General features: G+C 71.4%; 25 protein-coding genes. 15 read left to right on the top strand and 10 right to left on the bottom strand.

All coding sequences use genetic code 11. The features are described from left to right. Positions 1 to 5 precede the first annotated feature (5 nt). From RR49_RS09450 to RR49_RS09435, 4 genes are read right to left on the bottom strand one after another with little or no spacing between them, the layout of a single operon-like run. A complete protein-coding gene (locus tag RR49_RS09450) occupies positions 6 to 764 on the bottom strand; it encodes an SDR family NAD(P)-dependent oxidoreductase (protein WP_045247864.1) in 759 nt (252 codons plus the stop codon). Next, positions 761 to 1,600 carry a fumarylacetoacetate hydrolase family protein gene (locus RR49_RS09445; RefSeq protein WP_045247863.1) on the bottom strand — a complete coding sequence of 280 codons (840 nt, stop codon included), beginning with the start codon at positions 1,598 to 1,600 and terminating at the stop codon, positions 761 to 763. Before RR49_RS09445 ends, RR49_RS09450 begins: the two co-directional genes overlap by 4 nt. Positions 1,601 to 1,608: 8 nt before the next feature. Continuing rightward, positions 1,609 to 2,478 carry an amidohydrolase family protein gene (locus RR49_RS09440; RefSeq protein ID WP_045247816.1) on the bottom strand — a complete coding sequence of 290 codons (870 nt, stop codon included), beginning with the start codon at positions 2,476 to 2,478 and terminating at the stop codon, positions 1,609 to 1,611. Next, a complete protein-coding gene (locus tag RR49_RS09435; RefSeq protein WP_045247815.1) occupies positions 2,475 to 3,464 on the bottom strand; it encodes an aldo/keto reductase in 990 nt (329 codons plus the stop codon). Before RR49_RS09435 ends, RR49_RS09440 begins: the two co-directional genes overlap by 4 nt. 90 nt (positions 3,465 to 3,554) lie before the next feature. On the opposite strand from RR49_RS09435, the gene RR49_RS09430 reads away from it, so the two are divergent. Genes RR49_RS09430 through RR49_RS09390 form a run of 9 tightly spaced genes read left to right on the top strand, consistent with a single transcriptional unit; the run spans position 3,555 to position 13,366 of the window. Beyond that, positions 3,555 to 4,718 carry a mandelate racemase/muconate lactonizing enzyme family protein gene (locus RR49_RS09430; protein ID WP_045247814.1) on the top strand — a complete coding sequence of 388 codons (1,164 nt, stop codon included), beginning with the start codon at positions 3,555 to 3,557 and terminating at the stop codon, positions 4,716 to 4,718. Between the two features lies 1 nt (position 4,719). After that, positions 4,720 to 5,679, top strand: coding sequence for an MBL fold metallo-hydrolase (locus RR49_RS09425; protein ID WP_045247813.1), 960 nt, complete (start codon positions 4,720 to 4,722; stop codon positions 5,677 to 5,679). Beyond that, the gene (locus RR49_RS15875) at positions 5,676 to 6,728 is read left to right on the top strand and encodes a Gfo/Idh/MocA family protein (protein ID WP_045247862.1); all 1,053 of its coding nucleotides are present in this window, start codon (positions 5,676 to 5,678) and stop codon (positions 6,726 to 6,728) included. Before RR49_RS09425 ends, RR49_RS15875 begins: the two co-directional genes overlap by 4 nt. Continuing rightward, positions 6,721 to 7,947: a CaiB/BaiF CoA transferase family protein gene (locus RR49_RS09415; protein WP_045247812.1), complete on the top strand. Its 1,227-nt coding sequence runs from the start codon at positions 6,721 to 6,723 to the stop codon at positions 7,945 to 7,947. Before RR49_RS15875 ends, RR49_RS09415 begins: the two co-directional genes overlap by 8 nt. Further along, complete coding sequence (locus RR49_RS09410; RefSeq protein WP_045247811.1) at positions 7,944 to 9,083, top strand: extracellular solute-binding protein; 1,140 nt, start codon at positions 7,944 to 7,946, stop codon at positions 9,081 to 9,083. Before RR49_RS09415 ends, RR49_RS09410 begins: the two co-directional genes overlap by 4 nt. Beyond that, positions 9,080 to 9,886 carry an enoyl-CoA hydratase/isomerase family protein gene (locus RR49_RS09405; RefSeq protein ID WP_045247810.1) on the top strand — a complete coding sequence of 269 codons (807 nt, stop codon included), beginning with the start codon at positions 9,080 to 9,082 and terminating at the stop codon, positions 9,884 to 9,886. Before RR49_RS09410 ends, RR49_RS09405 begins: the two co-directional genes overlap by 4 nt. A gap of 5 nt (positions 9,887 to 9,891) precedes the next feature. Next, complete coding sequence (locus RR49_RS09400; protein WP_048809020.1) at positions 9,892 to 11,091, top strand: fumarylacetoacetate hydrolase family protein; 1,200 nt, start codon at positions 9,892 to 9,894, stop codon at positions 11,089 to 11,091. Then, a complete protein-coding gene (locus tag RR49_RS09395; RefSeq protein ID WP_045247809.1) occupies positions 11,088 to 12,599 on the top strand; it encodes an aldehyde dehydrogenase (NADP(+)) in 1,512 nt (503 codons plus the stop codon). The genes RR49_RS09400 and RR49_RS09395 overlap by 4 nt, the downstream gene beginning before the upstream one ends. Further along, on the top strand, positions 12,596 to 13,366 hold the full coding sequence (locus RR49_RS09390) for a FadR/GntR family transcriptional regulator (RefSeq protein WP_048809019.1): 771 nt from the start codon (positions 12,596 to 12,598) through the stop codon (positions 13,364 to 13,366). Before RR49_RS09395 ends, RR49_RS09390 begins: the two co-directional genes overlap by 4 nt. Positions 13,367 to 13,372: 6 nt before the next feature. On the opposite strand, the gene RR49_RS09385 is transcribed toward RR49_RS09390, so the two are convergent. The 4 genes from RR49_RS09385 to RR49_RS09370 are packed head-to-tail and all read right to left on the bottom strand — an operon-like array spanning position 13,373 to position 16,973. Continuing rightward, positions 13,373 to 13,696 (bottom strand): L-rhamnose mutarotase, encoded by a 324-nt coding sequence (locus RR49_RS09385; RefSeq protein WP_048809018.1) that lies wholly within the window; start codon positions 13,694 to 13,696, stop codon positions 13,373 to 13,375. A gap of 2 nt (positions 13,697 to 13,698) precedes the next feature. Further along, positions 13,699 to 14,634 carry a carbohydrate ABC transporter permease gene (locus RR49_RS09380; RefSeq protein WP_048809017.1) on the bottom strand — a complete coding sequence of 312 codons (936 nt, stop codon included), beginning with the start codon at positions 14,632 to 14,634 and terminating at the stop codon, positions 13,699 to 13,701. Next, the gene (locus RR49_RS09375; protein WP_045247808.1) at positions 14,627 to 15,553 is read right to left on the bottom strand and encodes a carbohydrate ABC transporter permease; all 927 of its coding nucleotides are present in this window, start codon (positions 15,551 to 15,553) and stop codon (positions 14,627 to 14,629) included. The genes RR49_RS09380 and RR49_RS09375 overlap by 8 nt, the downstream gene beginning before the upstream one ends. Positions 15,554 to 15,599: 46 nt before the next feature. Then, positions 15,600 to 16,973: an ABC transporter substrate-binding protein gene (locus RR49_RS09370; RefSeq protein ID WP_045247807.1), complete on the bottom strand. Its 1,374-nt coding sequence runs from the start codon at positions 16,971 to 16,973 to the stop codon at positions 15,600 to 15,602. 157 nt (positions 16,974 to 17,130) lie between these two features. Here RR49_RS09370 and RR49_RS09365 point away from each other — a divergent pair, with 157 nt between their 5' ends. Genes RR49_RS09365 through RR49_RS09345 form a run of 5 tightly spaced genes read left to right on the top strand, consistent with a single transcriptional unit; the run spans position 17,131 to position 21,296 of the window. Beyond that, complete coding sequence (locus RR49_RS09365; protein WP_045247806.1) at positions 17,131 to 18,153, top strand: (R,R)-butanediol dehydrogenase; 1,023 nt, start codon at positions 17,131 to 17,133, stop codon at positions 18,151 to 18,153. Continuing rightward, the gene (locus RR49_RS09360; protein WP_045247805.1) at positions 18,150 to 18,908 is read left to right on the top strand and encodes an SDR family oxidoreductase; all 759 of its coding nucleotides are present in this window, start codon (positions 18,150 to 18,152) and stop codon (positions 18,906 to 18,908) included. The genes RR49_RS09365 and RR49_RS09360 overlap by 4 nt, the downstream gene beginning before the upstream one ends. Continuing rightward, on the top strand, positions 18,905 to 19,534 hold the full coding sequence (locus tag RR49_RS09355; protein WP_048809015.1) for a bifunctional 4-hydroxy-2-oxoglutarate aldolase/2-dehydro-3-deoxy-phosphogluconate aldolase: 630 nt from the start codon (positions 18,905 to 18,907) through the stop codon (positions 19,532 to 19,534). The genes RR49_RS09360 and RR49_RS09355 overlap by 4 nt, the downstream gene beginning before the upstream one ends. Then, a complete protein-coding gene (locus RR49_RS09350; protein WP_045247803.1) occupies positions 19,531 to 20,475 on the top strand; it encodes a sugar kinase in 945 nt (314 codons plus the stop codon). The genes RR49_RS09355 and RR49_RS09350 overlap by 4 nt, the downstream gene beginning before the upstream one ends. A gap of 32 nt (positions 20,476 to 20,507) precedes the next feature. After that, positions 20,508 to 21,296 carry an SDR family NAD(P)-dependent oxidoreductase gene (locus tag RR49_RS09345; RefSeq protein WP_045247802.1) on the top strand — a complete coding sequence of 263 codons (789 nt, stop codon included), beginning with the start codon at positions 20,508 to 20,510 and terminating at the stop codon, positions 21,294 to 21,296. Positions 21,297 to 21,315: 19 nt separating this feature from the next. Here RR49_RS09345 and RR49_RS09340 read toward each other — a convergent pair whose 3' ends face one another. Next, positions 21,316 to 22,305, bottom strand: a complete 990-nt coding sequence (locus RR49_RS09340) for a LacI family DNA-binding transcriptional regulator (RefSeq protein WP_045247857.1) — start codon at positions 22,303 to 22,305, stop codon at positions 21,316 to 21,318. 22 nt (positions 22,306 to 22,327) lie between these two features. Continuing rightward, positions 22,328 to 23,449, bottom strand: coding sequence for a Gfo/Idh/MocA family protein (locus RR49_RS09335; RefSeq protein ID WP_048809013.1), 1,122 nt, complete (start codon positions 23,447 to 23,449; stop codon positions 22,328 to 22,330). A gap of 107 nt (positions 23,450 to 23,556) precedes the next feature. On the opposite strand from RR49_RS09335, the gene RR49_RS09330 reads away from it, so the two are divergent. Next, a complete protein-coding gene (locus RR49_RS09330) occupies positions 23,557 to 24,486 on the top strand; it encodes a sugar phosphate isomerase/epimerase family protein (RefSeq protein WP_045247801.1) in 930 nt (309 codons plus the stop codon). Positions 24,487 to 24,508: the final 22 nt, after the last annotated feature.

Below are 24,508 nucleotides of genomic sequence, written 5' to 3'. Positions count from 1 at the left end.
GGCGCTCAGGGGGTCGGCCGCATGCGCAGGTGGGTGACGCCGCCGTCGACGTCGAGCGCCGTGCCGGTCGTCGACCCGGATGCCGGGTGGGCGAGGTAGAGGATCGCCGCCGCGACCTCGGCGGGCGTGACCATGCGACCGGTGGCCTGGCGCGCGTCGAGGGCCGCTCGCTCGGCGACGGGGTCGGGGAAGTTCTGCAGCATCCGATCGACGAACGGCGTGGCGACGGTGCCGGGGCACACGCAGTTGACGCGCACCCCCTCGCGGATGTGGTCGGTCGCCATCGCCAGGGTGAGCGCGTACACCGCGCCTTTCGAGGCGCTGTAGAGCGCGCGCTGAGGCAGGCCGTTGCGCGCGGCGATCGAGCACACGTTCACGATCGCCGCGCGCTCCGAGCGCCGCAGCCACGGCAGCGCGGCGGCCGACGCGCGCGCCATGCCGATGACGTTCACGTCGAGCACGCGCGCCCATTCGTCGTCGTCGTTCTCCTCGACCGTGCCGATCGCGCTGATCCCCGCGTTGTTCACGAGCACGTCCACTCCGCCGAGCGTCGTGGCGAGCGCATCGATGGCCGCGGCGACCGATGTCCGCGAGCGCAGGTCGGCGGATGCGCCGATCGCCGCGCCCGGCAGGTCGTCGACGGCGAGGTCGAGCACGCCGACCGTGGCGCCGGCGTCCTGCAGGGCCTCGACGGTGGCGCGTCCGATGCCCGAGGCGCCGCCGGTGACGATCGCGCGCACACCCCGCCAGGCGCCGGCGCTCATGCCGCCACGCACAGCTGGCGCGCCGTGCCCAGACCGTCGATGCTGAGCTCGACCCGATCGCCGGGGGCCAGGTAGACCGGGGTCGGCATGCCCAGTGCCACCCCCGCCGGGGTGCCCGTGTTCACGACGTCACCCGGCCGCAGCACCATGAACTGCGAGAGGTAGCGCACCACCTCGAGCACGCCGAAGATCATCGTCGAGGTCGACCCGTTCTGGCGCTGCTCTCCGTTGACCGACAGCCGCATCCCGAGGTCCTGCGGGTCCGCTACCTCATCGGCGGGCACCAGCCACGGACCGAGTGGGTTGAAGCTCTCGCAGCTCTTCCCCTTGTCCCACTGTCCCCCGCGCTCGAGCTGGAACTCGCGCTCGGACACGTCGTTCGAGATCGCGTAGCCGGCGATGGATGCCGCCGCCTCCTCGTCGCTCGCGAGGTAACGCGCGGTCGTGCCGATGACGACGGCGAGCTCGACCTCCCAGTCGGTCTTGCGCGACCCGCGGGGGATCAGGACCTCGTCGAACGGGCCGACGACGGTGCCCGGGTCCTTCATGAACACGACGGGCTCCTGCGGGATCGCGGCGCCGGTCTCCTCGGCGTGGTCGCGGTAGTTTAGCCCGATGCACACGACCTTCCCGGGGGTCGCGACCGGGGCTCCGATGCGCGCACCCGTCAGATCGATGCGCTCGAGTCCGCCGCCGCGCGCGGCGTCGCGGGCTCGCCGCAGCCCGTCGGCGGCGAGGAACGCGCCGTCGATGTCGTGCGTGAGCGGGCGCAGGTCGTAGTGCGCCCCCTCGTGCCGGAGCACGGGGATCTCGGCACCGGGCGCCCCGATGCGCATGAACTCGGTCACAGGTCCTCCTTCGCCCGGGCCAGACGCCCAGGGTCGATCCGATAGCACTCGGCGGCCGTACCGCCGAGCAGGCGGGAGCGCTCGTCGGCGCTCCAGGTGTCGCTGGCCCGCTGGATGCCCTCCCAGGTGCGGGCATATCCGCCGGCGATGAGGGAGATCGGCCAGTCGCTGCCGGCCAGCAGCCGGTCCGCGCCGAACAGCTCACGCGCGGCATCCAGCAGGGGGCGGATGTCCCCTGCCGCCCAGTCGGCGGGAGTGACGGCGGGGTACAGTCCGGAGACCTTCGCGTGCACACGGGGGTTCTCCGCGGCCGCGGCGAGCAGGCGCCGCCAGAGCGCGGTGTCGCCGCCTCCCACGGGCGGCTTGCCGAGGTGGTCGATGATCAGCCGCAGGTCGGGATGGCGCTCCCCGAGACGCGGGAGGTGCGCGAGCGCGGCCGGTGACGCCGTCACGTAGTCGAACGCGAGGCCTGCGGCGGCGACCTGCGCGAGACCCGCGGCCACGTCGTCGCGCAGGATCCAGTCCGGATCGTCGCGCTCATGGATGAGCGCGCGCACACCGACGATCCGGTCGTCCTCCCGCAGCCGCTCGAGGGCGCGGGCCGTGGCGGCGGGGGCGTCGAGGGGTACCCAGGCGACGATGGCGACAACGGCCGGATCGGCATCCGCGGCCCGCTGCATGTGGGCGGTGTCGCGCGCGTCGTCCGCGGCCTGCACGAGCACGACACCGGCGACGCCGGCGGCACGGCGGTCGGCCGCGACATCCGCCATCGTGAAGTCCCGGTAGAGCACGCCCGCCGCGGGGGTCAGCCAGTCGTAGTCGGCGACGGTGCGCGTCCAGATGTGCTGGTGGGCGTCGATGATCACGGCGCCACCGTGTCGATCGCGTCGTCGGCGATGAGGAGGCCGGTGGCGCGCAGGTCGTCCCAGAGCGCGACGGGGATGCGTGCGGCGAGACGGTCGAGGGTCGAGTCGACCTGATCGGCCGTGCGCATGCCGACGACGACCGACGCGGTCGCGGGGTGCCGCAGCGGGAACTGCACGGCCGCCTCCGGGAGGCGCACGCCGTGACGCTCGCACACCTCGGCGATGCGGGTGACGCGCTCGATGAGAGACTCCGGCGCGGGCAGGTAGTCGTAGGTGAGGCCGGCGGCGGGACGATCGGCGCTGAGCAGACCGGAGTTGTAGACCGCCGCGCCGACCACGGCGACGCCCCGATCGAGCGCGGCGGGCAGGAGGTCCTCGGCGGCCCCCTGCTCCAGCAGGGTGTAGCGCCCGGCGAGCATGACGACGTCGACATCGCACTCGCGGACGAACCGCGCGAGCATCGCCGACTGGTTCATCCCGGCGCCGATCGCCCTCGTCACGCCCTGGTCGCGCAGCTCGATGAGGGTGTCCACGCCCGTCGTCGAGGCGGCCTCCCACTCGTGGTCGGGGTCGTGTAGATAGAGGATGTCGACGCGGTCGAGACCGAGCCGGGCGAGGCTCTCGTCGACCGAGCGCAGGATCGCGTCGCGGCTGAAGTCGAAGACGCGTCGGTGGGTGGCGGGCACGACGAACCCGTCGTCGGTGCCGTGGGGAGGCTCGTTCGGCTGGAGCAGCCGGCCCACCTTGGTGGAGATGACGTACTCGTCGCGCGGACGGGCGGCGAGGGCGGCGCCGAGGCGACGCTCGGAGAGGCCGAGTCCGTAGTGCGGCGCGGTGTCGAAGTACCGGATGCCGCGGCGCCAGGCCTCCTCGACCGCGCCCGCGGCCTCGTCTTCGGTCGTCACGCGGCCGAGGTTTCCCAGCTGCGCGGCGCCGAATCCGACGTCGGTGAGCCGGACGCCACGGGGCGAGGGTCGGGTGCTCATCATCAAGCCTCTCTCTTCCCTACAGTTCTAACATGTGATGTATGCTCTTTCCAGCACGACTCGTGCAGGAGCTTCTCGATCAAGGACGACATGAAGATCACCGGATACCGCGTGCTGCGCACCCACCGAGACTGGGGCCGCCCCATCGGCGACGTCAATGGGCACATCGCCTCGGGCATCACCGACGTGCCCGTCGTACTGCTCGAGACCGACGCCGGACTCACCGGAATCGGCACCGGCTCCGACCACGATCTCGATCGGCTCTTCCCCGCCCTCGAGGGCGAGGACCCCCGGGCCGTCGGCGCGCTCTACGACCGCATGCTCGCCCGCGTGTTCAAGGACGGTCACGGCGGGGCGACCTTCGGCGGGATCGGCACCTTCGACATGGCACTGTGGGACCTCAAGGCGAAGGCCGCCGGGGAGCCGCTGTGGCGCCTCATCGGCGGACGCGACCGCTTCGTCGCCGGCTATGCGTCCGGCCTCGACATCGCCCTCGACGACGAGTCCCTCGCGACGTTCTACTCGGCCATGGCCGATCGCGGCTTCACGAGCGGGAAGCTCAAGGGCGGGCGTGACGCGGATGTCGACATCCGGCGCCTCGGCATCGTCTCCGACGCCCTCCGGCGCAACACCTCGCGGCCCGCGCTCATGCTCGACGCGAACGAGTCGTGGAACCTCAAGCAGGCCGTGCGCTATGTCAGCGCGGTCGAGGAGCACCACGACCTGACCTGGATCGAAGAGCCGCTGCGCCGGTGGGATGCCGCGGGCCACGCCCGCCTCACGCGGTCGATCCGCGCGGCCGTGGCGACCGGCGAGAACCTGACCGGACTCGAGCAGTACCGTGCGCTGTTCGACCACGGCGCCGTCGACATCGTGCAGTCGGGATGCGTCTGGGGCATCACCCACTTCCTGCGCGTCGCCCACGCCGCCCATGCCCGGGACCTGCCGATCAGCCCGGTCGGCCTCACCGCCAACGAGGCGGTGGCGCACGCCGCCGCGGGTGTGCCCAATCATCTCGCCGCCGAGGTGCAGGACCTCGGCATGCCGTTCGGCCTCGCGATCGACCGCGAGATCGCCGACGGCGGGATCGTCCTCGGCGACACCCCCGGACACGGCATCACGGTCGATGAGGACGCCATCGCGACCGAGCGACGCAACGGCAGCTGGACCGTTCCCGAAGGACCCCACGTGCGCTCCCGCCGCACCGGACTGCGTCTCGTCGCGGACGACGCCCCGCACGATCGGGAGGTCTGAGGTGCTGCTCCGTGAGGGACTCCACCGCGTGGTCGCACCCCTCGGCGAGCGCGTCGTCGCGCTCTACCTGCTCGAGGGCCCCGAAGGGATCCTCCTGTGGGACACCGGCGTCGCCGACAGCGTCACGGGCACGCTCCTCCCCTATCTCGCCGACGCCGGAATCGATCCGGCGCGCATCCGCTGGGCGATCAACTCCCACTGCGATTTCGATCACACCGGCGGCAACGCCGCCCTTCGCGAGGCGGTGCCGCACGTCGCCCTGTTCGCCGGCGCCGACGACCTTCCGCTCGTGACCGACCTCGATCGCCTGATCGCCGAGCGCTACGGCGAGTTCCGCGTCTCGGACGGCTTCGACGACCCGGCCGAGACCACCGCCCACATCCGCGCGGTCACGGGCCTCGTCGACGATGTGACGCCGCTCACCGGAGGCGAGACGTTCGACCTCGGCGACCGCCGCATCGTCGTCCTCGCCGCGCCCGGCCACAGCCCCGGTCATCTCGCGCTCTGGGACGATCGCTCGCGTGCGCTCCTCATCTCCGATGCGACACTCGGCACGACGGTGCCCTACGCCGACGGGAGCGCCGCGTTCCCCCCGACCTACCGCGATACCGACGACTACCTGCGCACGCTGACCGGCTTTCGCGCGCACGGGGCAGACCTGCTCCTCACGGCGCACTACCCGCTCTACGAAGGCACCGAGGTCGAAGGGTTCCTGGCGGCATCCGAGCAGTACGTCGACGTGCTCGACGCGGCGATCTCGCGTGTGCTGAGCACCACCGAGGACCTCACGACCCTCGAGATCGTGCGTCTCATCGCCGCCGAGGTCGGGACGTGGCCGGACGCCGCCGCCGACTACCTCGTCTTCCCGGTGACGGGAAACCTCGAGCGGATGCAGCAGCGCGGGCTCGTGCGGCAGTCCGCCCGCGGCGAGCGCCGCACGTGGCTCCGGAGCGCCGCGTGAGCCGCGTGCGCCTCGGCGCGATCGGTGCCGGATGGTGGGCGACCAGCAACCACTTCCCGATCTTCCAGGCGCGGGAGGACGTCGAGCTCGTGGGCGTCTGCGGGCTGGGCGACGACGTGTTCGCCGTGCGTGACCGGTTCGGCTTCGGCATGGCCACGCACGACATCGACGAGCTGCTCGATGCGGGCCTCGACGCGGTCGTCATCACGACCCCGCACGACCTGCACTACCCCGCGGCGGTCGCCGCCCTCGATCGCGGACTCCACGTGCTGTGCGAGAAGCCGATGACGCTGCACGCCGGGCAAGCCTGGGACCTCGCCCGGCGTGCGGAGACGGCGGGAGTGCACCTGCTCGTCCCCTACGGCTGGAACTACAAGCCGTTCACCGTCGCCGCGAAGCGCCTGCTGGACGAGGGGGCGATCGGGGAGATCCAGTACGCCCTGTGCCACATGGCCTCGCCGACGCGAGGTCTGTTCGGCGGCGACCCGACCCACATGCTCGAGCGCTGGGAGTCAGCCACCGCGCCCCAGCAGAGCACCTGGGCCTCACCCGCGCACGGCGGCGGGTATGCCCACGGTCAGGTCACGCATTCGTCGGCGCTGCTCTTCTGGCTGACCGGGCTGCGCGCCCGGACCGTCGCCGGACGCACGGCGCACGCCGGCTCCGCCGTCGACCTCTTCGACGCGGCGGTGGTGCGGTTCGACAACGGCGCGCTGGCGTCACTCTCGGGTGCGGCGACCCTCGCAGACGGCGATCCGTATCAGGTGGACATCCGGCTCTTCGGCAGCGACGGCGTGCTGATGATCGACGTCGAGCGCGAACGAGTGCGCCTCAGCCGTTACGACGGCGGGCACGAGGAGCTCGTGATCCCGCCGGGTGAGGGTGAGTACGAGTGCCTGGTGCCGCCGGCGAGGTTCATCGACCTGATCACCGGAGCGCACACCGACAACAACAGCACGGCGGATGTCGCGGCCCGATCCGTGGAGCTCATCGAGGCGCTCCTGCGCTCATCCGCCGACGACGGACGGGAGGTCCGGATCCATGACTGATCACGACGTACCGCGCGGGGTGCTCTCGGGCTACCGCGTCATCGACTGCTCGATCGCGATGGCGGGGCCGTTCGCCGCCCAGCGCCTCGGCGATCTCGGTGCCGACGTCATCAAGGTCGAGCCGACCGCCGGCGAGTGGCAGCGTTTCGCGTCCGCCGGCGGCGCTCGGGGGAACCGCATCAACGTGTCGTTCCTGTCGCTGAACCGCAACAAGCGCTCTCTCGCGATCGACCTGAAGTCGGTCGAGGGCGCGGCGGCGGTGCGCGCGCTGCTGGCGACCGCCGATGTGTTCCTGCAGAACTACCGTCCGGGAGTGGCGGCCCGCCTGGGCCTCGACTACGAGAGCGTGCGCGCGGTCAATCCGTCGATCGTCTACGTGTCGATCTCGGGCTACGGCGAGACGGGTCCGTACGCGACGCGCCCCGGGCAGGACCTTCTCGTGCAGGCGATGTCGGGGGCGATGCTCTCGGCCGGCCGCGCCGGGGAGCCTCCGTCGCCCGCCGGCCAGTACCTCGCCGATGCGGTCACCGCCTCGACGGCGTTCGAGGGCGTGCTCGCGGCGCTCCTCCACCGTGAGCGCACCGGGGAGGGCCAGTTGGTGACCGTCAACATGCTCGACGCGCTGACGACCCTGCAGATGCAGGAGCTGTCGGTGTTCACGGTCGGCGGTGTGCCCCAGGAGCGTGGCTCCGAGCCGAACGCGCACGTGTACATCCGGGCGCCGTATGGCGTGTTCGCCACGGCCGACGGCTACCTCGCGCTGGGCTTCGCCGACCTGGAGACGCTCGGGCGACTGATCGACGAACCGACCTTCGCCGGCATGGATCCCGAGGTCGAGGGCTGGACGCACCGCGATGAGCTCTACCGCCGCACGGCCGACCGCCTGCGCGAGAAGACGACCGACCACTGGCTGGATACGCTCCTCCCGGCGGGTATCTGGGCGGGACCCGTCTACGGCTACGCCGATCTCGTGGCCGATCCGCAGATCGCCCACAACGGCACGTTCGTCACCTACGACCACCCGACCGAGGGGACGATCAGCGTCCCCGGGTTCCCGTACCGCTTCTCGGCCACACCGCCGCGCATCGACCGCGGTGCCCCGCTCGTCGGGCAGCACACACGCGAGCTGCTCGACGAGCTCGGCCTCGACGCCGACGACCTGCTCGGACGCGGCGTGGTCGCCGAGACCGTGCTGACGCCGGCCGACACGCTGTCATGACGCACTATCGCGGGCTCACCTGGGACCATCCGCGCGGCACCGATGCGCTGCGCGCCGCCGCGGCGGCGTTCTCGGCGGACGGACCCGACACGCTGACATGGGAGGCGCAGCCGCTCGAGGGGTTCGAGTCCGCCCCGATCGAGCGGATCGCGGCGGAGTTCGACCTGGTCGTGCTCGACCACCCCCACCTGGGCGACGCGCGGGCCCATGATGCGCTGCATCCGCTGGACGCGCTGTTCTCGACGGACGAGCTCACCGCATGGTCGGATGCCGCGGTCGGCCCGAGCTTCACCAGCTACGTGCTCGAGGGTCGCCCGTGGGCGCTGCCGCTCGACGCCGCCACCCAGGTGGCGGCGTGGCGGCCTGACGCCCTCGATGCGGCGCCGGCGACCTGGGACGAGGCCGTGGCGCTCGCCTCGCGCACCGCACGCGTCGCGCCGAGCCTGGCAGGCCCGCACGCGTTCCTGAGCTGGTGCTCGATCGCGGTCGGCCTCGGCGAGGAGCCGGCGCGCGGCGACATCCTGCTCTCCCGCGCCACCGGCGCCGAGGCCCTGCGTGTGCTGCGCGCCCTTCACGGCAGCGCACCCGCGGGGACGATCGGGCAGAACCCGATCTCCCTGCTCGAACGTCTGCGCGCCGGTGACGACCTCGACTACCTCCCTCTCGTGTACGGCTACGTGACCTACGCCCAGGGCGAGGGGGGCGTGCGGTTCGGCGCCCCACCCACCGCGGGCCCGCGGATCGGATCGACCCTCGGCGGGACCGGCATCGCCATCAGTCGGCGATGCTCGCCGTCCGCGGCGCTCATCGACCACCTGCGCGCACTCATGTCCAGCGACCTGCAGCGCGGCCTCATCCCCGCGCACGCCGGCCAGCCGAGCGCCCGTGCTGCGTGGACCGACGAGGCTGTCGACTCCGCGTCCGGGGGCTTCTACAGCAGCACGCTCACCACGATCGACCAGGCATGGGTGAGGCCGCGATTCGCCGGCTACATCCCCTTCCAGTCGGCGGCATCGGCGCTGCTGCGCGCCGGCGTCACCGACGACATCGAGACCGGGACGGTCCTCCACGAGCTCGAGGAGCTCTTCCACACCGCCCGAGCAGCCGCAGCCACCCCCGAGAGGATGCCCGCATGAGTCCCCTGACCGAGGAGTCGACCTTCGTCTCGCGCATCGCGGAGGTGGTGGTCGAGGTCGAGGACGGCGTCGCCGTGCTCACGATCTCGCGCCCCGAGAAGCTCAACGCCGTCACGCCGGAGATGTCGGCGGAGCTCGAGCGCGCCGCGCACTGGATCAACGACAGCGACCGCGTCCGCGCCGTCGTGCTCACCGGCGCAGGCGAGCGGGCGTTCTGCGCCGGATCCGACATCCGCACGCTCGACGCGTACGCCAGCCCCTGGGCGTTCCGCAACCGCCGCGACTACTGCGACGCCCTGCGAGAGGTGCGCAAGCCGGTCATCGCGGCGGTCAACGGCTACGCCTTCGGGGGCGGCCTCGAGACCGCGTTGACCTGCGACATCCGACTCGCGTCCTCGTCTGCGAGCTTCGCGGCGCCGGAGGTCAAGCTCGGCTGGATCGGCGGCGGCGGGATGTCGCCCCTGCTCGCGGCGGCCGTCGGACCCGGCAACGCCGCAATGATGCTCATGACCGGAGACGCGATCGACGCCGAGACCGCGCTGCGCTGGGGCCTCGTCTCGGAGGTTCTCGCCCCCGACGACCTGCTCCCGCGGGCACGCGGCCTGGCGCAGACGATCGCCGCCCGCCCGCCCATCGCCGTGGAGACCGCGAAGGCGAACCTCGTCGCGGCCGCCGACCTGCCGCGCAGCGGTGCGATGGCGTACGAGCGCGAGATGCAGGCGATCACCTTCGCGACCCGCGATGCCGCAGAGGGTCGCGCGGCGTTCGCCGAGCGACGCGCGGGCGTCTTCGAAGGACGGTGAACGGGATGACAACGACGTGGCACGGCGGCGCGACCGCCGCCCTCCCGACAGATGCCGCCGACGCCCTGCTGGTCGGACGGGTCTGGGACCCCGCGGCCGAAGGTCCGTCGGTCGTGGCCGTGCGCGGCGACGACGTGATCGACCTCAGCGCGAGCTTCCCGACGATGCGCGCGCTCACCGAGAGCGCCACGCCGGCGGCCGCCGTGCGCGCCGCCTCCGGCCGGCGGCTCGGCTCCGTGGACGCCGTGATCGCGAACACGCCCGTCGAGGCGCGCCACCCGCGGCATCCGTGGCTCCTCTCCCCGATCGACCTGCACGTCGTCAAGGCGGCGGGGGTGACGTTCCCGGTCTCGATGCTCGAGCGCATCATCGAGGAGCGCGCGCACGGCGACCTCGACCTCGCCGCCGACATCCGGGACGAGGTGCTCGGCACGCTCGGCGACGACCTGCAGTCGCTCGTCCCCGGGTCGCCCGAGGCGATGGCGCTCAAGCACCTGCTCGTCGAGCGCGGACTGTGGAGCCAGTACCTCGAGGTGGGCATCGGCCCGGACGCCGAGGTGTTCACCAAGGCTCCTGTGCTCGCGACGGTCGGCGCCGCCACCGATGTGGGAGTGCGCAGCGACTCGGCGTGGAACAACCCGGAGCCCGAGGTGGTGCTGGTCGTGTCCTCGCGCGGAGAGATCGTCGGGGCGACGCTCGGCAACGACGTGAACCTGCGCGACATCGAAGGGCGCAGCGCCCTGCTGCTCGGGCAGGCGAAGGACAACAACGCATCCGCCTCCGTCGGCCCGTTCGTACGCCTGCTCGACGGGCGCTTCACCCTCGACGCGCTGCGTGCGCAGACCGTGACGCTCGAGGTCGTCGGCGCCGACGGGTTCACGATGGTGGCCGAGTCGCCGCTCGCTCTCATCAGCCGCGACCCCGTCGACCTCGTCGCCCAGACGATCGGTCCGAAGCACCGCTATCCCGACGGTTTCGTGCTCTACCTCGGCACGATGTTCGCCCCGGTGCAGGATCGGGACGCCCCCGGGCTCGGATTCACCCACCACCCCGACGACGTCGTGCGCATCGGCTCGCCGGCGCTCGGCACGCTCGTCAACCGCGTGCGCCATGCCGAGACGGTCGAGCCGTGGGCCTTCGGCCTGCACGACCTGTTCGCCTCGCTCGCGCGGCGCGGCCTCCTGACGGACGGAGCATCCCGATGACCCTGACCTCCACCGATCCGCGCACCGGCGTCGCGTCCCCGACGGCCCTCGAGGCCACCTCGGATGCTCAGGTCGACAGCATCGCGACGGCTGCGGCATCCGCCGCCGACGAGCTCAGACGGATGCCCCGGGCCGCCCGGGCAGCGCTGCTGCGTCGCATCGCCGACGAGATCGAGGCCGACCGGGACGCACTCGTCGCGATTGCGGCGGCAGAGACCGGACTCGCTGAGCCGCGTCTGAACGGCGAGCTGACCCGATCGGCGTTCCAGTTCCGGTTGTTCGCCGATGCCGTCGACGAAGGCGGCTACCTCGAGGCGGTCATCGACCACGCGGGTGACACGCCCATGGGTCCCGGTCCCGACATCCGCCGCATGCTCGTGCCGATCGGCCCGATCGCGGTGTTCGGCTCGAGCAACTTCCCGTTCGCGTTCTCCGTGCTCGGCGGCGACACGGCATCTGCTCTCGCGGCGGGCAACCCCGTCGTCGTGAAGGCGCATTCGTCCCACCCCCTCACCTCGGCGCGCTCGTTCGCGGCGCTCGAGGCGGCGGCCCGCGCGGCGGGCGCGCCCGACGGCGTGCTCGGCATCGTCTACGGCCAGCAGGCCGGCGCCGCGCTCGTCGCACATCCCCGGGTCGCCGCGGTCGGGTTCACCGGCTCGCTCCACACCGGACGCATCCTGCGGGAGATCATCGAGTCCCGCGAGAACCCGATCCCGTTCTACGGCGAGCTCAGCAGCCTGAACCCGCTGATCGTCACCCCGGGCGCGGTGACGGCGCGGGGGGCCGACATCGCCGCCGGACTCTTCGCCTCGGTGACCGGCTCGGCGGGTCAGCTGTGCACGAAGCCCGGCGTCGTCTTCATCCCGCGGGACGGCGACGCGGTCGTCGACGAGATCGTGCGCCTCGCGAAGGATGCCGCGGCCCAGCCGCTGCTCAACGGCGGCATCCACGCCTCGCTGTTCCGCATCGAGCACGCGCTCGTCAGCGCGGGCGGCGCGCACGCCCTGGTGCCGGCGCGGGTGGGCGACACCGGTTTCACCGCGACCCCGGCCGTGCTGGAGATCGATGCCGCGCAACTCACCCCGGCGGCGACCGAGGAGGCGTTCGGCCCGCTCGTCGTGGTGGTGCGGTACGACACGCTCGACGACGTGCTCGCCGCCCTGGACGCCGTGCCCGACTCTCTCACTGCGACTGTCCACGCGCAGCCCGACGAGCTCGACGCGGCGGGCCCCCTCGTCGACGACCTCTCCCGGCGCGTCGGCCGGCTCGTGTTCAACGGCTACCCGACGGGCGTGCGCGTCTCGTGGGGTCAGCACCACGGTGGCCCGTGGCCGGCGACCAACACGCTCCACACCTCGGTCGGCGTGACGGCGATCCGGCGGTTCCTGCGCCCGTTCGCCTGGCAGGACGCCCCGGAGGCGCTGCTGCCGATCGAGCTGCGCGACGCCACGACGAGCGTGCCGCGTCGCGTGGACGGAATTCTGCGCCTGGCTACACTGGGCGCATGACCCTCGACCGCCCCGCCTCCGGCGCGACGTCGAGCGTGTTCGGCTCCGCGCCCGCGCGCCTGCCCGCGGCCCGTCTGGGCGTCGCCGTGGTGCGCGACCTCGTCGGCGTCGTCATCAACGGCGAGGTCGCCCCCGGCGAGACGCTGCCCCCGGAGGAGCGCCTGGCGCAGCACTTCGGGGTCAGCCGCACGGTCATCCGCGAGTCGGTGAAGCGCGTCGAGGAGAAGGGGCTCGTCTCGGTCGCGCCCGGTCGCGGCACGACCGTGCAACCCCCCACCTCGTGGAACGTGCTCGATCCGGTGGTGCTGTCGGTGATGGTCGAGAACGACGATTCGCTCGGTGTGCTCGATGAGCTCGCCGTCGTGCGCTCGGCCCTCGAGGGCGCGATGTCCGCTGCGACCGCCGAGCGGCGCACCGATGACGAGCTCGCCCGTGTCGAGGCGGCGCTGGCGCACATGGAGGAGTCGATCCACGACGTCGACGCCTACGCGCAGGCCGACGCCGACTTCCACTTCCTGCTCATGGAGCTCTCGGGCAACCAGCTCGCCAGCAACATCACGCAGATCCTGTTCCAGCGGGCTCGCTCCAGCTCGCGGTTCGTGCAGAACCAGACCGACGAGGCGTTCCGTCTCACGCTCGACGAGCACCGCCGCATCTACGACGCGATCGTCGCAGGCGATGCGGATGCCGCGGCCTCCGCGATGCGCTCCCACATCGTCGACGCCTGGCAGCGTCGTCGCCTCCCGACGCGGCGCGATCCGTCGTGACGGGCGTCAGTCGAGGTGCCACGCCTCGTCGAGCTCGACCCAGTTGGCGGCGCCCGACGACTCGTCGAACGGACGCTGGCACGGCCCGGTGCGCGCCCACCATTCCTGGGTGACGGGATCGGCGGCCATCCGCCGCTGGTCGGCGGCGTAGTCGTCGCCGATGTACTCGTAGTAGCCGAACAGCACGTCGCCGGTCACGAAGATCGTGAAGTTGCGGATGCCGCAGGCCGTGATGGTGGCCTCCACCCCGGGCCACACCGCCCGGTGCAGCGCGAGGTACTCCTCACGCCTCTCCGGGGCGGTGCGGGCCACCATGCCGAAACGGCGCACGCTCACTCCTTGGTGCCGCCCGCGGTCATTCCCGTGACCAGGAACCGCTGGGAGAACAGGAAGATGATGAGCACAGGGGCGACGGACAGCAGCGTCGCGAGGGCGAGCGTCGGCATGTCGATCGTCACCGACCCCGCCGAGGTCGGGTTGAACAGCGGCACGTTCGAGAGCAGTTCGGCCAGGCCCACCTGGATGGGCGACTTGCGGCCGGGCGCCATGACGAACGGCAGGAAGTAGTTGTTCCAGTTGCCGACGAGGTTGAAGAAGCCGACGAGCGCGATCACCGGTGTCGCGAGCGGCATCGCCACCGACCAGAACACCCGGAACTCGCCCGCACCGTCGATGCGCGCCGCGTTGAGGAGGTCGCGCGAGACGCTCGTCGAGAAGTAGATGTACGTCAGATAGACCCCGAACGGGAAGAAGGAGAAGGGCAGGATGACCGCCAAGGGGGTTCCGACCAGCTTCACCGCGCTGAGCTCGAGGAACACCGGGAGGACGAGCGCGGTGCTGGGGATGAGCATGACCACGAGGGTCACGGCGAGCAGCGCCCGGCGCAGCCGGAACTCCGTCAGCGCGAGGGCGTAGCCGGCGGGGATGCTCACGGCGAGGGTGATCACGAGGGCGACACCGCTGTAGAGCACCGAGTTGCCGAGCCACGTCCAGACGATGCCGTTCTGGAAGGTCATCAGGTTGTGCCAGTTGGTTGCGAGCGCGTCGAGGGACCCGATGCTGAACGGGTTGTCGACCAGCAGCTGCCGGGCGTCCTTCGTCGGGGCCAGCAGCAGCCAGACGAGCGGCAGGGCGAAGAACACGACGAAGAACGCGGCCACGACGAGGGCGAGCACCCGCCCGACCCAGCGTCCCGGCGCGAAGCCGGTGCCGCGCACGGCGTGCGGCTCGGTCGTCGTGAGCGGTTCACGCACGTCGATGTCAATCACGCTCAAAGAGACCACCCCGGAAGACGAAGAAGGTGGCGAGTCCGAGCGCCACGACGAGCAGCATGAGCGAGATCGCGGCGGAGCCGTTGAAGTCGTTCTGCTTGAAGGCGAAGAGATAGGCGAGCTGGTTGAGCGAATAGTCCGGCGGGACGACACCCTTCGACGCCTGCGAGAGCACGCGGGGTTCGACGAACAGCTGCGTTCCGGCGGCGAGGGACATGATCCCCATGTAGGAGATCCACTTCTTCATGAGGGGCAGCTGGATGTACCAGGCGGTCTTGACGGCACCGGCGCCGTCGATGCGGGCGGCCTCCATGACCTCCACCGGGATGTTGTTGAGCGCGCCGTACATGATGACGATCCATCCGCCGGCGCCGGTCCAGAACGCGATGACGGTGAAGACGACGGGCAGGTTCTCCAGCGACACCGTCTGCACGAAGGACTGCAGGCCCAGCATGTTGAGCACGCCCGAGACCGGGCTCACCGTCGGGTCGAGCAGGAACAGCCACAGCATCACGCTCGAGGCCCCGGCGAGCGCGCCGGGGATGTAGTAGATGAACCGCACCGTCGAGGAGAGCCAGCGCGCCCCGATCGCGTGCACGATCAGCGCGAGAAGGACGACGAACACGGTCTGCAACACGAGCCAGATCACGAGGTACACCGCGACGTGCTGCACGGCGGGCCAGAAACGGTAGTCGTCGAACACCTTCGCGAAGTTGGCGACGCCGACGAAGGCGCCGTTCTTGGTGAAAGCCAGGTAGACGGCGTAGAGGGCCGGGATGACCCCGAACAGAAGCAGCAGCACGCTGTATCCGCTCGAGAACGCGTACCCCATGACGGCTTGGGCGCGGGTGGGGTTCCTCCGCGCGGCGGCGTCCCGCCGCCGACCCCGTGAGGAGCCGACGGCGGGCGCCGTCATCGTGTCGACAGTGATGATGTGTTCCTTCCGCTGCGGTGCGGGGCTGTCACTGGATCGTGTATCCCTGGACCTTCGCCTCGTTGACCATCTCGGTCTTCCAGTCGGAGGTGAGGGAGGCGAGGGTCTTGCCCGCGGCGAGGCCCGGGACGACAACCTTCGCATACGCGGTCTCGGGGCTGAAGCTGGGGTAGCCCCAGCCCGACCAGATCTCGCCCGCGGCATCCGTCACGTTCTTCTCGAAGTCGCCGACGAAGTAGCCGCCGCTGGCCTGCTTGGCGATCCACTTCTGCGCGGCCGAGGCGTATGCGGGGTAGCCCGGCGCGAGGTCGACCTGGTACTCGTCGGCGCTCGTCACGAACTGCAGGAACGTCTTGACGGCCTCGAGGTTCTTCGTGTGGCTGGAGGCGTACCAGACGCCGCCGCCCACGTTGCCGGTGCCGATCGAGTCGCCGTTCCAGTGGAGCGGCACTCCGGCGCCGATCTGGCCGGCGGGGACGTTCAGGCTGTCCTTGCTCTGGAAGATCGCTCCGGTGTACCAGACCGGGCCGGGCATGCCGAGCACCTTGCCCTGGTACTTCTTCACGAAGTCGGCGCTGAAGACGCTGTCCTGAACGAGAGTGCCGTTCTTGAGCATGTGGTCGATCAGGTCGGTCATCTTCTGCGACTTCGGGTCGTCGAAGTTGCTCGAGAAGGTCGACGCGGTCGACTGGAAGATCGGCGCCTGGGCTCCGTAGTAGTACACGTAGGTGCCGACGAACGAGTCGCCGACCGATCCGAGGATGTAGCCCGGGTGCTCGGCGGCGAGCTTGTCGCTGAGGGCCGCGTAGTCCTCCCACGTCTGCGGGATCTGGTAGCCGAACTGGGTGAACAGCGACTGGTCGTACCAGAAGACGACCTGTGCGAGGTCGTTGCGCAGTCCGTACACCGTGCCGTCGACGGTCACCGGGTCGAGCGCGCCCTTCGAGAAGCCGTCGAGGAAGCTCTGGTCGAACCATCCCTTGTTCAGGGGCGCCGCGAAGGCCTGCTGGCCGTTGTTCTCCTTCGATGCCCATGAGGCGTCGTTCGTCTGGGTCGACCAGACGACGTCGGGCCAGCCCTCCCCCGACTGGTCGAAGAGGGAGATCTTGGTCTGGAAGGACCCGGACCCACCGGCGTTGCCGTCGTAGGTCTCCTTGTTGACCTTGATGTTCGGGTACTTCTTCTCGAACGCGGCGACCGCCGGCTCGCGCGCGGCATCCACCCACACCGTGATCGCACTGTCGGCGACCTGGTCGGCGGGCGTGAAGCCGAGACCGCTGTCGGTGGCCGTGCCGGTGCTGGATCCGCTGCAGGCGGAGAGCACCAGCAGTGCGGTGGCGGCGGTGGCGATGAGGGCGGCGGATCGGGAGAGGCGGGTGAAGCGTCTTTGCTGTGGAGCCATTGCTCGTCCTTTTCTGGTCGACGTCGTTGACGACTCGCGGCCGGACTGGCCGGCGGGTGAGTTGATTAGATCATACATGTGACCTATTAGCAATGAACCCCTGTTCTCGGCCCGGATCGACTGTTACATTCGTCTTACGTCATACCTTTGGAGTGCCATGCGTACAGTGCAGTACCTCGGCGACGCGACCGTCGCCGTCGCCCATGTCGAACCCACCCCGCCGCCGCGCGGCTACGTGCAGATCGCCGTCGCGTACACCGGGCTGTGCGGCACCGACCTCCATGTCGTGCACGGAAGCATGGACTCCCGCGTGACGACCCCTCTCAGTTTCGGGCACGAGATGAGCGGCACGGTAGCCCGCATCGGCGAGGGCGTGTCGGGATGGCGGATCGGCGCACCCGTGACCGTCATGCCGCTCTCGTGGGACGGCACCTGCCCCGCCTGCCGTGCGGGTCACTCCCACATCTGCCAGAACCTCGACTTCATCGGCATCGACTCCCCCGGCTCGCTGCAGGAGTTCTGGAACGTTCCGGCGGAGACCCTCGTCGCCCTCCCCGACGGACTCCCGCTCACCCACGCCGCACTCGTCGAGCCGACCGCCGTCGCTGTGCATGACGTGCGACGGTCGGGTCTGCGGCACGGCGACAAGGCCGTCGTGATCGGCGGCGGGCCGATCGGAACGCTCATCGCGACGGTGGCGCGCCGGTTCGGTGGTGAGGTCGTGCTGGTCGAGCTCGATGAGCGTCGTCGCGCGCAGGCCGCCTCGCTCGGATTCACGACCCTCGATCCGACGAGCGTGGACCAGGTCGCGTGGATCGAGGAATGGACGGGCGGCGCCGGCGCCGATGTCGTCTTCGAGGTCTCAGGTTCGGCGGCTGCCGTGCGCGGGGCGACGGCGCTCGCGAAGGTGCGGGGAACTCTCGTCGTCGTCGCGATCCACGGCGTGCCGCGTGAGATCGATCTGCAGCGGGTGTTCTGGCGGGAGCTGACCATCGTCGGCGCCCGCGTGTACGAACGCGCCGACTTCGAGACGGCGGTCGAGCTCCTCGCCGAGGGCCACATCCCCGCCGATGCGCTCATCACGCGCATCGTGCCGCTGAGCGAGACCGCCGCCGCCATCGCCGACCTCGAGCAGGGGCTTGCGATGAAGGTGCTCGTCGACGTGGCGGATGCCTCGTGACCTCGCTGTTCGATCTCACCGGACGTACCGCGGTCGTCACGGGGGCGCGGCGCGGGATCGGCTTCGCGATGGCCCGCGCCTTGGCGACCGCCGGCGCGGACATCATCGCGGTGAGCTCGCAGATCGAGGAATCGGGCAGTGCCGTCGAATCGGTCGTGCGCGGCCTCGGGCGCCGGTTCCGCGCCCTGGCGTGCGACCTGTCCAATCGTGACGCCGTCGACCGCCTGGTCGGCGCACTCGACGACGAGCGTGTCGACGTGCTGGTCAACAACGCCGGCACCATCCTCCGGGCGCCGGCGGCGGAGCATCCGATCGAGTGGTGGGACGAGGTGCTCGACGTCGACCTGCGCAGCCAGTTCGTGCTCGCCCAGGCGGCCGGCCGGGCCATGATCGAGCGCGGCACCGGGAAGATCATCTTCACGGCGTCGCTGCTGAGCTTCCAGGGCGGCATCAACGTACCCGGCTACGCCGCGGCGAAGTCGGGGATTGCGGGGCTGACGCGGGCGCTCGCGAACGAATGGGCGCCTCGGGGCGTCAACGTGAACGCGATCGCCCCCGGCTACATCGTCACCGACAACACCGCCGCGCTGCGCGCCGACGAGGAACGGTCGGAGAGCATCCTCGCCCGCATCCCCGCGGGACGCTGGGGCACGGCCGAGGATCTCGGCGGCGCCACGGTGTTCCTCGCCTCGGCGGCGTCGGACTACGTGTCGGGCGTCGTGCTCCCCGTCGACGGCGGATGGCTCGGACGATGACGGGCATCCCCGGCACCATCCTTCCCGTGGTCACCGTCTCGGCGGAGGAGGATGCCGTGGAACTCGCTCGCGCCCTCGCCGCGGGCGGAGTACGGGCGATCGAGATCACTCTGCGCACACCCGAGGCAGCGGCCGCGATCCGCGCGGTCGCCGCGGAGGTGCCCGAGATCACCGTGGGAGCCGGCACCGTGACCGACGGCCGCTTCGCGCGCGCCGCCTGCCAGGCGGGCGCGGCCTTCCTCGTGAGTCCGGGGCTCAGCGAGAGCGTCGCCGCCGCCGCGCGCAGTCTCGCGGTGCCGTTGATCGCGGGCGTCGCGACGGGAACCGAGCTGATGCGCGCGGTCGGCATGGGGCTCGAGGTCGTGAAGCTCTTCCCCGCACACCTCCTCGGCGGCGCCGCCGCCGTCGACGCCTTCTCGGCACCCTTCCCCGGGCTGTCGTTCGTGCCGAGCGGCGGCGTCGACGCCGCGAACCTCGCCGACTATCTCGCACGACCCGCGGTCGGCGCCGTCTCGGGCAGCTGGCTCGTTCCCCGGGGACCCCTCGACGCCGACGCCCTCGCGGAGGTCACCCGACGCGCAGCCGCGGCGACGGAGACCGTCCGGCGCCTGCGGGGCGACGAATGAGCGCCGACCTCGTCACGCTGGGCGAGACCATGGCGCTCGTGCGCGCGACGGAGGTCGGCTCCCTCGAGCACGTCACCGGGATGCGGCTCTCGGTGGGGGGTGCGGAATCGAACGTCGCGATCGCTGCGCGGCGACTGGGCGCATCGGTCGCATGGATCGGACGGGTCGGCGACGACGGCGCGGGACGGCGCATCACGCGGGAGCTGCGGGCCGAGGGGGTCGACGTGCACGCCCACGTCGATGACGGTGCCGGCACCGGGATGATGCTGAAGTCACATCCGTCGGCGACGACGACCGAGGTGACCTACGGCCGACACATGAGCGCGGGCAGTCGCCTCGCTCCCGACGATCTTCCGGCCGACGTGTTCACGACGGCGCGGATCGTGCACGTGACCGGCATCACCCCGGCACTGTCGGCGTCGGCGGAGGCGGCGATGTGGGACGCCCTCGACCGAGCGGATGCCGCACACGCGATCGTGTCGTTCGACGTGAACCATCGTTCCCGGCTCTGGCGGGACCGTGACCCGTCGACGCTCTACCGCGCCGTGACGGCGCGGGCGGGGATCGTCTTCGCCGGGCTCGACGAGGCACGGCTCCTGGTCGGCGGCGGCACACCCGCGCAGGTGGCGCGGCGCCTCGGCGAGCTCGGCCCCGCGGCCACGATCGTGAAGCTCGGCGCCGAGGGGGCCGTCGCCGTGGTCGACGGCGCGGAGCTGTGGGTTCCCGCGGTCCCCGTGGCGGTCGTCGACACGGTCGGCGCCGGTGACGGGTTCGTGGGCGCCTATCTCGCAGCGACCCTCGCCGGCGCCCCGGTCGCAGAGCGGCTCGCCCTCGCAGCGCGGGTCGGCGCCGCCGCGTGCACGGGACCGGGCGACTGGGAGTCATATCCCCACGCCCGCGACCTCGCCCACGAGGGGCCGCTCGATCCCGTGCAGCGCTGACCCGGGACATCCGGCGCGCCTAGAGTGTGCGCATGACGATCACCTTCCGCGGCACCACCGCGCTCATCACCGGCGCGAGCGCAGGGCTCGGCACCGAGTTCGCCGACCAGTTCGCCCGTCGCGGCGCCGACGTCGTGCTGGTCGCTCGCCGGGCCGACCGTCTCGAGGAGATCGCGGCCGAGGTGCGCTCCCGCCACGGCGTCAGCGCCCACGTCGTTCCGCTCGATCTCACCGAGCCGGGCGCCGTCGCGACCCTCGCGGACGAGCTCGAGGGACGCGGCATCCGCGTCGACCACGTCGTGAACAACGCCGGCTTCGGCATGAAGGGCGCGTTCGCCGAGGCCGATGCGGAGCGCATCGACGCGCTCGTGCAGCTGAACGTGGCGGTGCTCACATCGCTCACGCGGGCGTTCCTGCCGGCGCTCGTGGCCCGCGGCAGCGGCACGGTCATCAACATCGCGAGCACGGCCGCGTTCCAGCCGCTGGCGTCGATGGCGATCTACGGAGCGTCGAAGGCCTACGTGCTGAGCTTCACCGAGGCGCTCGCGCACGAGGTGCGCCCGCAGGGCGTGACGGTGCTGGCGGTGTGCCCCGGAGCCACCGCGACCGAGTTCTTCGACGTGGTCGGCGATGCGCGCGCCGCGGTCGGCGCCATGCAGACCCCGACCCAGGTGGTGGATGCCGCGTTCCGCGCCCTCGCCCGCCGGAAGCCGCCGTACAGCATCGTCTCGGGCGTGCAGAACAAGACCGGTGCGGTGATCGTCGGCCTCGTGCCCCGACGGGCGCGCGTCGCGCTGACAGCGGGGCTGCTCGAGCGCTGAGCGCGGAGCGGGCGCAGGCTCAGGACGGCGCGGGCCCGGTCGTGCCGCGCACGATCAGGGTCGGGGCCGAGGTCCGCGTCAGCCGTTCCGCATCGGGACGCGAGACCCGCTCCGCGGCGAGCTCGGCGGCCGCGCGTCCGAGCTCCGCGCCGTGCAGGTCGACCGTCGTGAGCGCGGTGCCGGGAGCCCGGCTCATCGAGCTGTTGTCGTAGCCGACGACCGACACGTCGACGCCCGGCACCAGCCCCCGGTCGTGGGCGGCATCGAGCACCCCGAACGCCGCCTGGTCGTTGTGCGCGAAGATCGCGGTGGGCGGCTCCGGCCCGTCGAGCAGCGCCGCCGCGTCGATCGCGGCCTGCGCGCGCAGGTACGAGCTCGACGCCACCCGGGGTGCGAGGCCGGCTGCGCGCATCGCCGCCGCGTAGCCGCTTCCTCGCCCGCCGTAGCCGTCGCCGGGCGGGTTCGCGAGGAACGCGATGCGCCGGTGGCCGAGCCCGGCGAGATGCTCCACCGCGGCACGCGCGCCCGCCTCGTTGTCGGTGATCACCGCATCCACCGACGGGATGTCGCGTGCCACCGCGACGACCGGCACATGGCGCGAGACGGCCTGCACCGCGACATCCGGCAGCTGGAGGCCCACCCCGACGATCACGTCGACGCGGCTGCGCCGCAGCGTGTCGAGGGCCGCCGCATCGCCGCGGCCGTCGAGTGTGCCGACGGCCATGACCAGGCTCTTCCGGGCCGGCTCCACGACGGCGCGCACTCCGTCGAACACGTCGGCGAACACGTCGTTGTGGAGGTCCTGGATGAACACGCCGACCGTGCGCCCGCCCACGCCGGCGAGCCGGGCCGCGACCTGGTCGGGTGCATAGCCGAGCCGCTCGCCGATCGCGAGGATGCGGGCGCGGGTCGCGGCGCTGACGCCGGCGGCGTCGCGGTAGGCGATCGAGACGAGCGCGCGGGAGACCCCCGCCTCGCGCGCGACGTCCTCCATCGTGACCCGCTTCACGTCACGCACCTTCCCGTGCTCGTCACACTGACTCCCACCGTAGAGTGCGCGACGACCGGCGCACCGCCTCGGCGATCGCGAACGCCTGCGCGCCGTCGGCGAACGTCGCGAGGTCTCCGCTGTGGTCGCCGCCGCCCGCGATGGCGCCCGAGATCGAGACCCATTCGTGCAGCACCGTGTCGTCCCAGCCGAGCACGTGGCCCGGCGCGTACCAGTTCGCCATGAGCGGATGCCCCGGCTCGGTCACCAGCACACGGCGGAACCCGTCGCGCTGATCGTCGCCCGAGTCGAGGAAGAGCTCCAGGCTGTTGAGATCCTCCATGCTCCACCGGAGCGCGCCGAGGGACCCCGTGAGGTGGACGAATTGCTCGCCCTTTCGGCCGGTGGCGATGCGGGACACCCGCACGTCGGCGGTGACGCCGCCCTCCATCGTGAACAGCGCCGCGTAGGAGTCCTCCGGGTCGGTCCCCACGCGCGCCGGGACGACACCGCCGCCGCTGAGCGTCTGCACGTTCGCGACCGCGCTCCGCGGCTCACCGACGAGCCAGCGCAGCAGATCGAGCACATGCGACAGGTCGAAGACCACGCTTCCGTCGATGGGGTCGTCGAAGCGCCACCCGGTTCGGTCGACCGGGCGTGACGCCCAGTCCTGCTCGTAGCCGAGCGAGACCGATCGCAGCGCTCCCAGCTCGCCGGACCGGAGCAGCCGGCGGGCGAACTGCAGCGCCGGCACGAAGCGATAGTTGTACGAGGCCACTGCGAGGGTCGGCACGGCGGCCGCGGCATCCACCATCGCGGCGACGTCTTCGGCGCGGGTCGCGAGCGGCTTCTCGCACACGACGTGCCGGCCCGCGGCCAGCGCGGCGATGCTGGCGGGCGCGTGCACGGCGTTCGAGGCGAGGTTCACGACGACGTCGACGTCCGGATGGGCGACGACCCGCTCCCAGTCATCGGTCGACTCGCGGAAGCCCCAGGTGGCGGCCGCAGCCGAGGTGCGTGCCGCATCCCTCCCCGCCACGACGACGAGGTCGACGCCGTGGGCGCGTCCCGTCAGCACATCGAGGCGCCGCAACGCGCTGACATGGGCGCGGGCCATCCAGCCCGTACCGATCACTCCGACGCCGAGACGCGTGCGTGCGGTCATGTCCACTCCTCTCACGACGAGCATCGCCCGCCGTCGCTCTTGCACACAGACCTAGAGCGCTCTAGATTACCCTTTGTCCGTACAATAACAACCCGAAAGGAGTGCCGGTGAGCACCCCTGACAACGACGTCGCCGCTCCACGCGTCGGCATCGCCCCCGACTCCTGGGGCGTCTGGAACGCCGTCGACGACCGCCAGCCCCCTCCCGAGCAGTACCTGCGCGAAGTACAGGAGGCCGGCTACCACTGGACCGAGCTCGGCCCCTACGGCTACCTCGGCACCGAGGCATCCGCCCTCGCCGACGACTTCGCGGCCCACGACCTCGCCCTCTCGGCGGGAACCGTGTTCACCCACCTGCACCGGTCGCCGGAGGAGGTCGAGAACGCGTGGCGCGACGTCACCGAGGTGGCGCGACTGGTCACCGCACTCGGCGGTGAGCACGTGATCACCATCCCCGGCCTGTGGGAGCGCGACGCGAACGACGACGTCGTGGGCGCCCGCACCTTCACGGCCGACGAATGGGGCACCTTCACAGCCGGACACGACGAGATCGGCAAGCGCCTCTGGGAGGAGTTCGGCCTCCGCCAGCAGTTCCACTCCCACGCCGAGAGCCCCATCGGCTCGTACCTCGAGGTGGTGCGCCTGGTCGAGAACACCGACCCGCGGTACACGAACCTGTGCCTGGACACCGGGCACCTCGCGTACTACTGGGGCGACAGCGTGCGTCTCATCCGGGCCTTCCCCGACCGCATCGGCTACCTGCACCTCAAGCAGGTCGAGCCCGACTTGCTGGCGCACGTGCTCAAGAACGAGATCTCGTTCGTCGAGGCCGTCACCCGCGGCGTCATGGTCGAGCCGCCCCACGGCGTGCCCGATTACGGACCCGTGCTGCACGAGGCCGCCCTCGCCCACCCGGGCGTGTTCGCGATCATCGAGCAGGACATGTACCCCGTCGGCGACTTCGCCGCACCCCTCCAGATCGCGCGACGCACGCGCGAGTACATCACCGGATGCGGCGGCCCCGCACGCTTCCGCTGACCCCGCCTCGACACCCATCACC

Source organism: Microbacterium ginsengisoli, assembly GCF_000956535.1.
Taxonomy (GTDB): domain Bacteria; phylum Actinomycetota; class Actinomycetes; order Actinomycetales; family Microbacteriaceae; genus Microbacterium; species Microbacterium ginsengisoli.
The sequence above is the reverse complement of the archived record's forward strand: the minus strand, read 5'-3'. Positions and strand labels throughout refer to the sequence as shown.

Coding starts and splice junctions, on each gene's coding strand:
- RR49_RS09415 (WP_045247812.1), top strand. CDS start 6,721: ATGACTGATCACGACGTACCGCGCGGGGTGCTCTCGGGCTACCGCGTC.
- RR49_RS09345 (WP_045247802.1), top strand. CDS start 20,508: ATGACGATCACCTTCCGCGGCACCACCGCGCTCATCACCGGCGCGAGC.
- RR49_RS09405 (WP_045247810.1), top strand. CDS start 9,080: ATGAGTCCCCTGACCGAGGAGTCGACCTTCGTCTCGCGCATCGCGGAG.
- RR49_RS09390 (WP_048809019.1), top strand. CDS start 12,596: ATGACCCTCGACCGCCCCGCCTCCGGCGCGACGTCGAGCGTGTTCGGC.
- RR49_RS09410 (WP_045247811.1), top strand. CDS start 7,944: ATGACGCACTATCGCGGGCTCACCTGGGACCATCCGCGCGGCACCGAT.
- RR49_RS09335 (WP_048809013.1), bottom strand. CDS start 23,449: ATGACCGCACGCACGCGTCTCGGCGTCGGAGTGATCGGTACGGGCTGG.
- RR49_RS09355 (WP_048809015.1), top strand. CDS start 18,905: ATGACGGGCATCCCCGGCACCATCCTTCCCGTGGTCACCGTCTCGGCG.
- RR49_RS09375 (WP_045247808.1), bottom strand. CDS start 15,553: ATGACGGCGCCCGCCGTCGGCTCCTCACGGGGTCGGCGGCGGGACGCC.
- RR49_RS09400 (WP_048809020.1), top strand. CDS start 9,892: ATGACAACGACGTGGCACGGCGGCGCGACCGCCGCCCTCCCGACAGAT.
- RR49_RS09450 (WP_045247864.1), bottom strand. CDS start 764: ATGAGCGCCGGCGCCTGGCGGGGTGTGCGCGCGATCGTCACCGGCGGC.
- RR49_RS09430 (WP_045247814.1), top strand. CDS start 3,555: ATGAAGATCACCGGATACCGCGTGCTGCGCACCCACCGAGACTGGGGC.
- RR49_RS09395 (WP_045247809.1), top strand. CDS start 11,088: ATGACCCTGACCTCCACCGATCCGCGCACCGGCGTCGCGTCCCCGACG.
- RR49_RS09435 (WP_045247815.1), bottom strand. CDS start 3,464: ATGAGCACCCGACCCTCGCCCCGTGGCGTCCGGCTCACCGACGTCGGA.
- RR49_RS09350 (WP_045247803.1), top strand. CDS start 19,531: ATGAGCGCCGACCTCGTCACGCTGGGCGAGACCATGGCGCTCGTGCGC.
- RR49_RS09445 (WP_045247863.1), bottom strand. CDS start 1,600: ATGCGCATCGGGGCGCCCGGTGCCGAGATCCCCGTGCTCCGGCACGAG.
- RR49_RS09365 (WP_045247806.1), top strand. CDS start 17,131: ATGCGTACAGTGCAGTACCTCGGCGACGCGACCGTCGCCGTCGCCCAT.
- RR49_RS09370 (WP_045247807.1), bottom strand. CDS start 16,973: ATGGCTCCACAGCAAAGACGCTTCACCCGCCTCTCCCGATCCGCCGCC.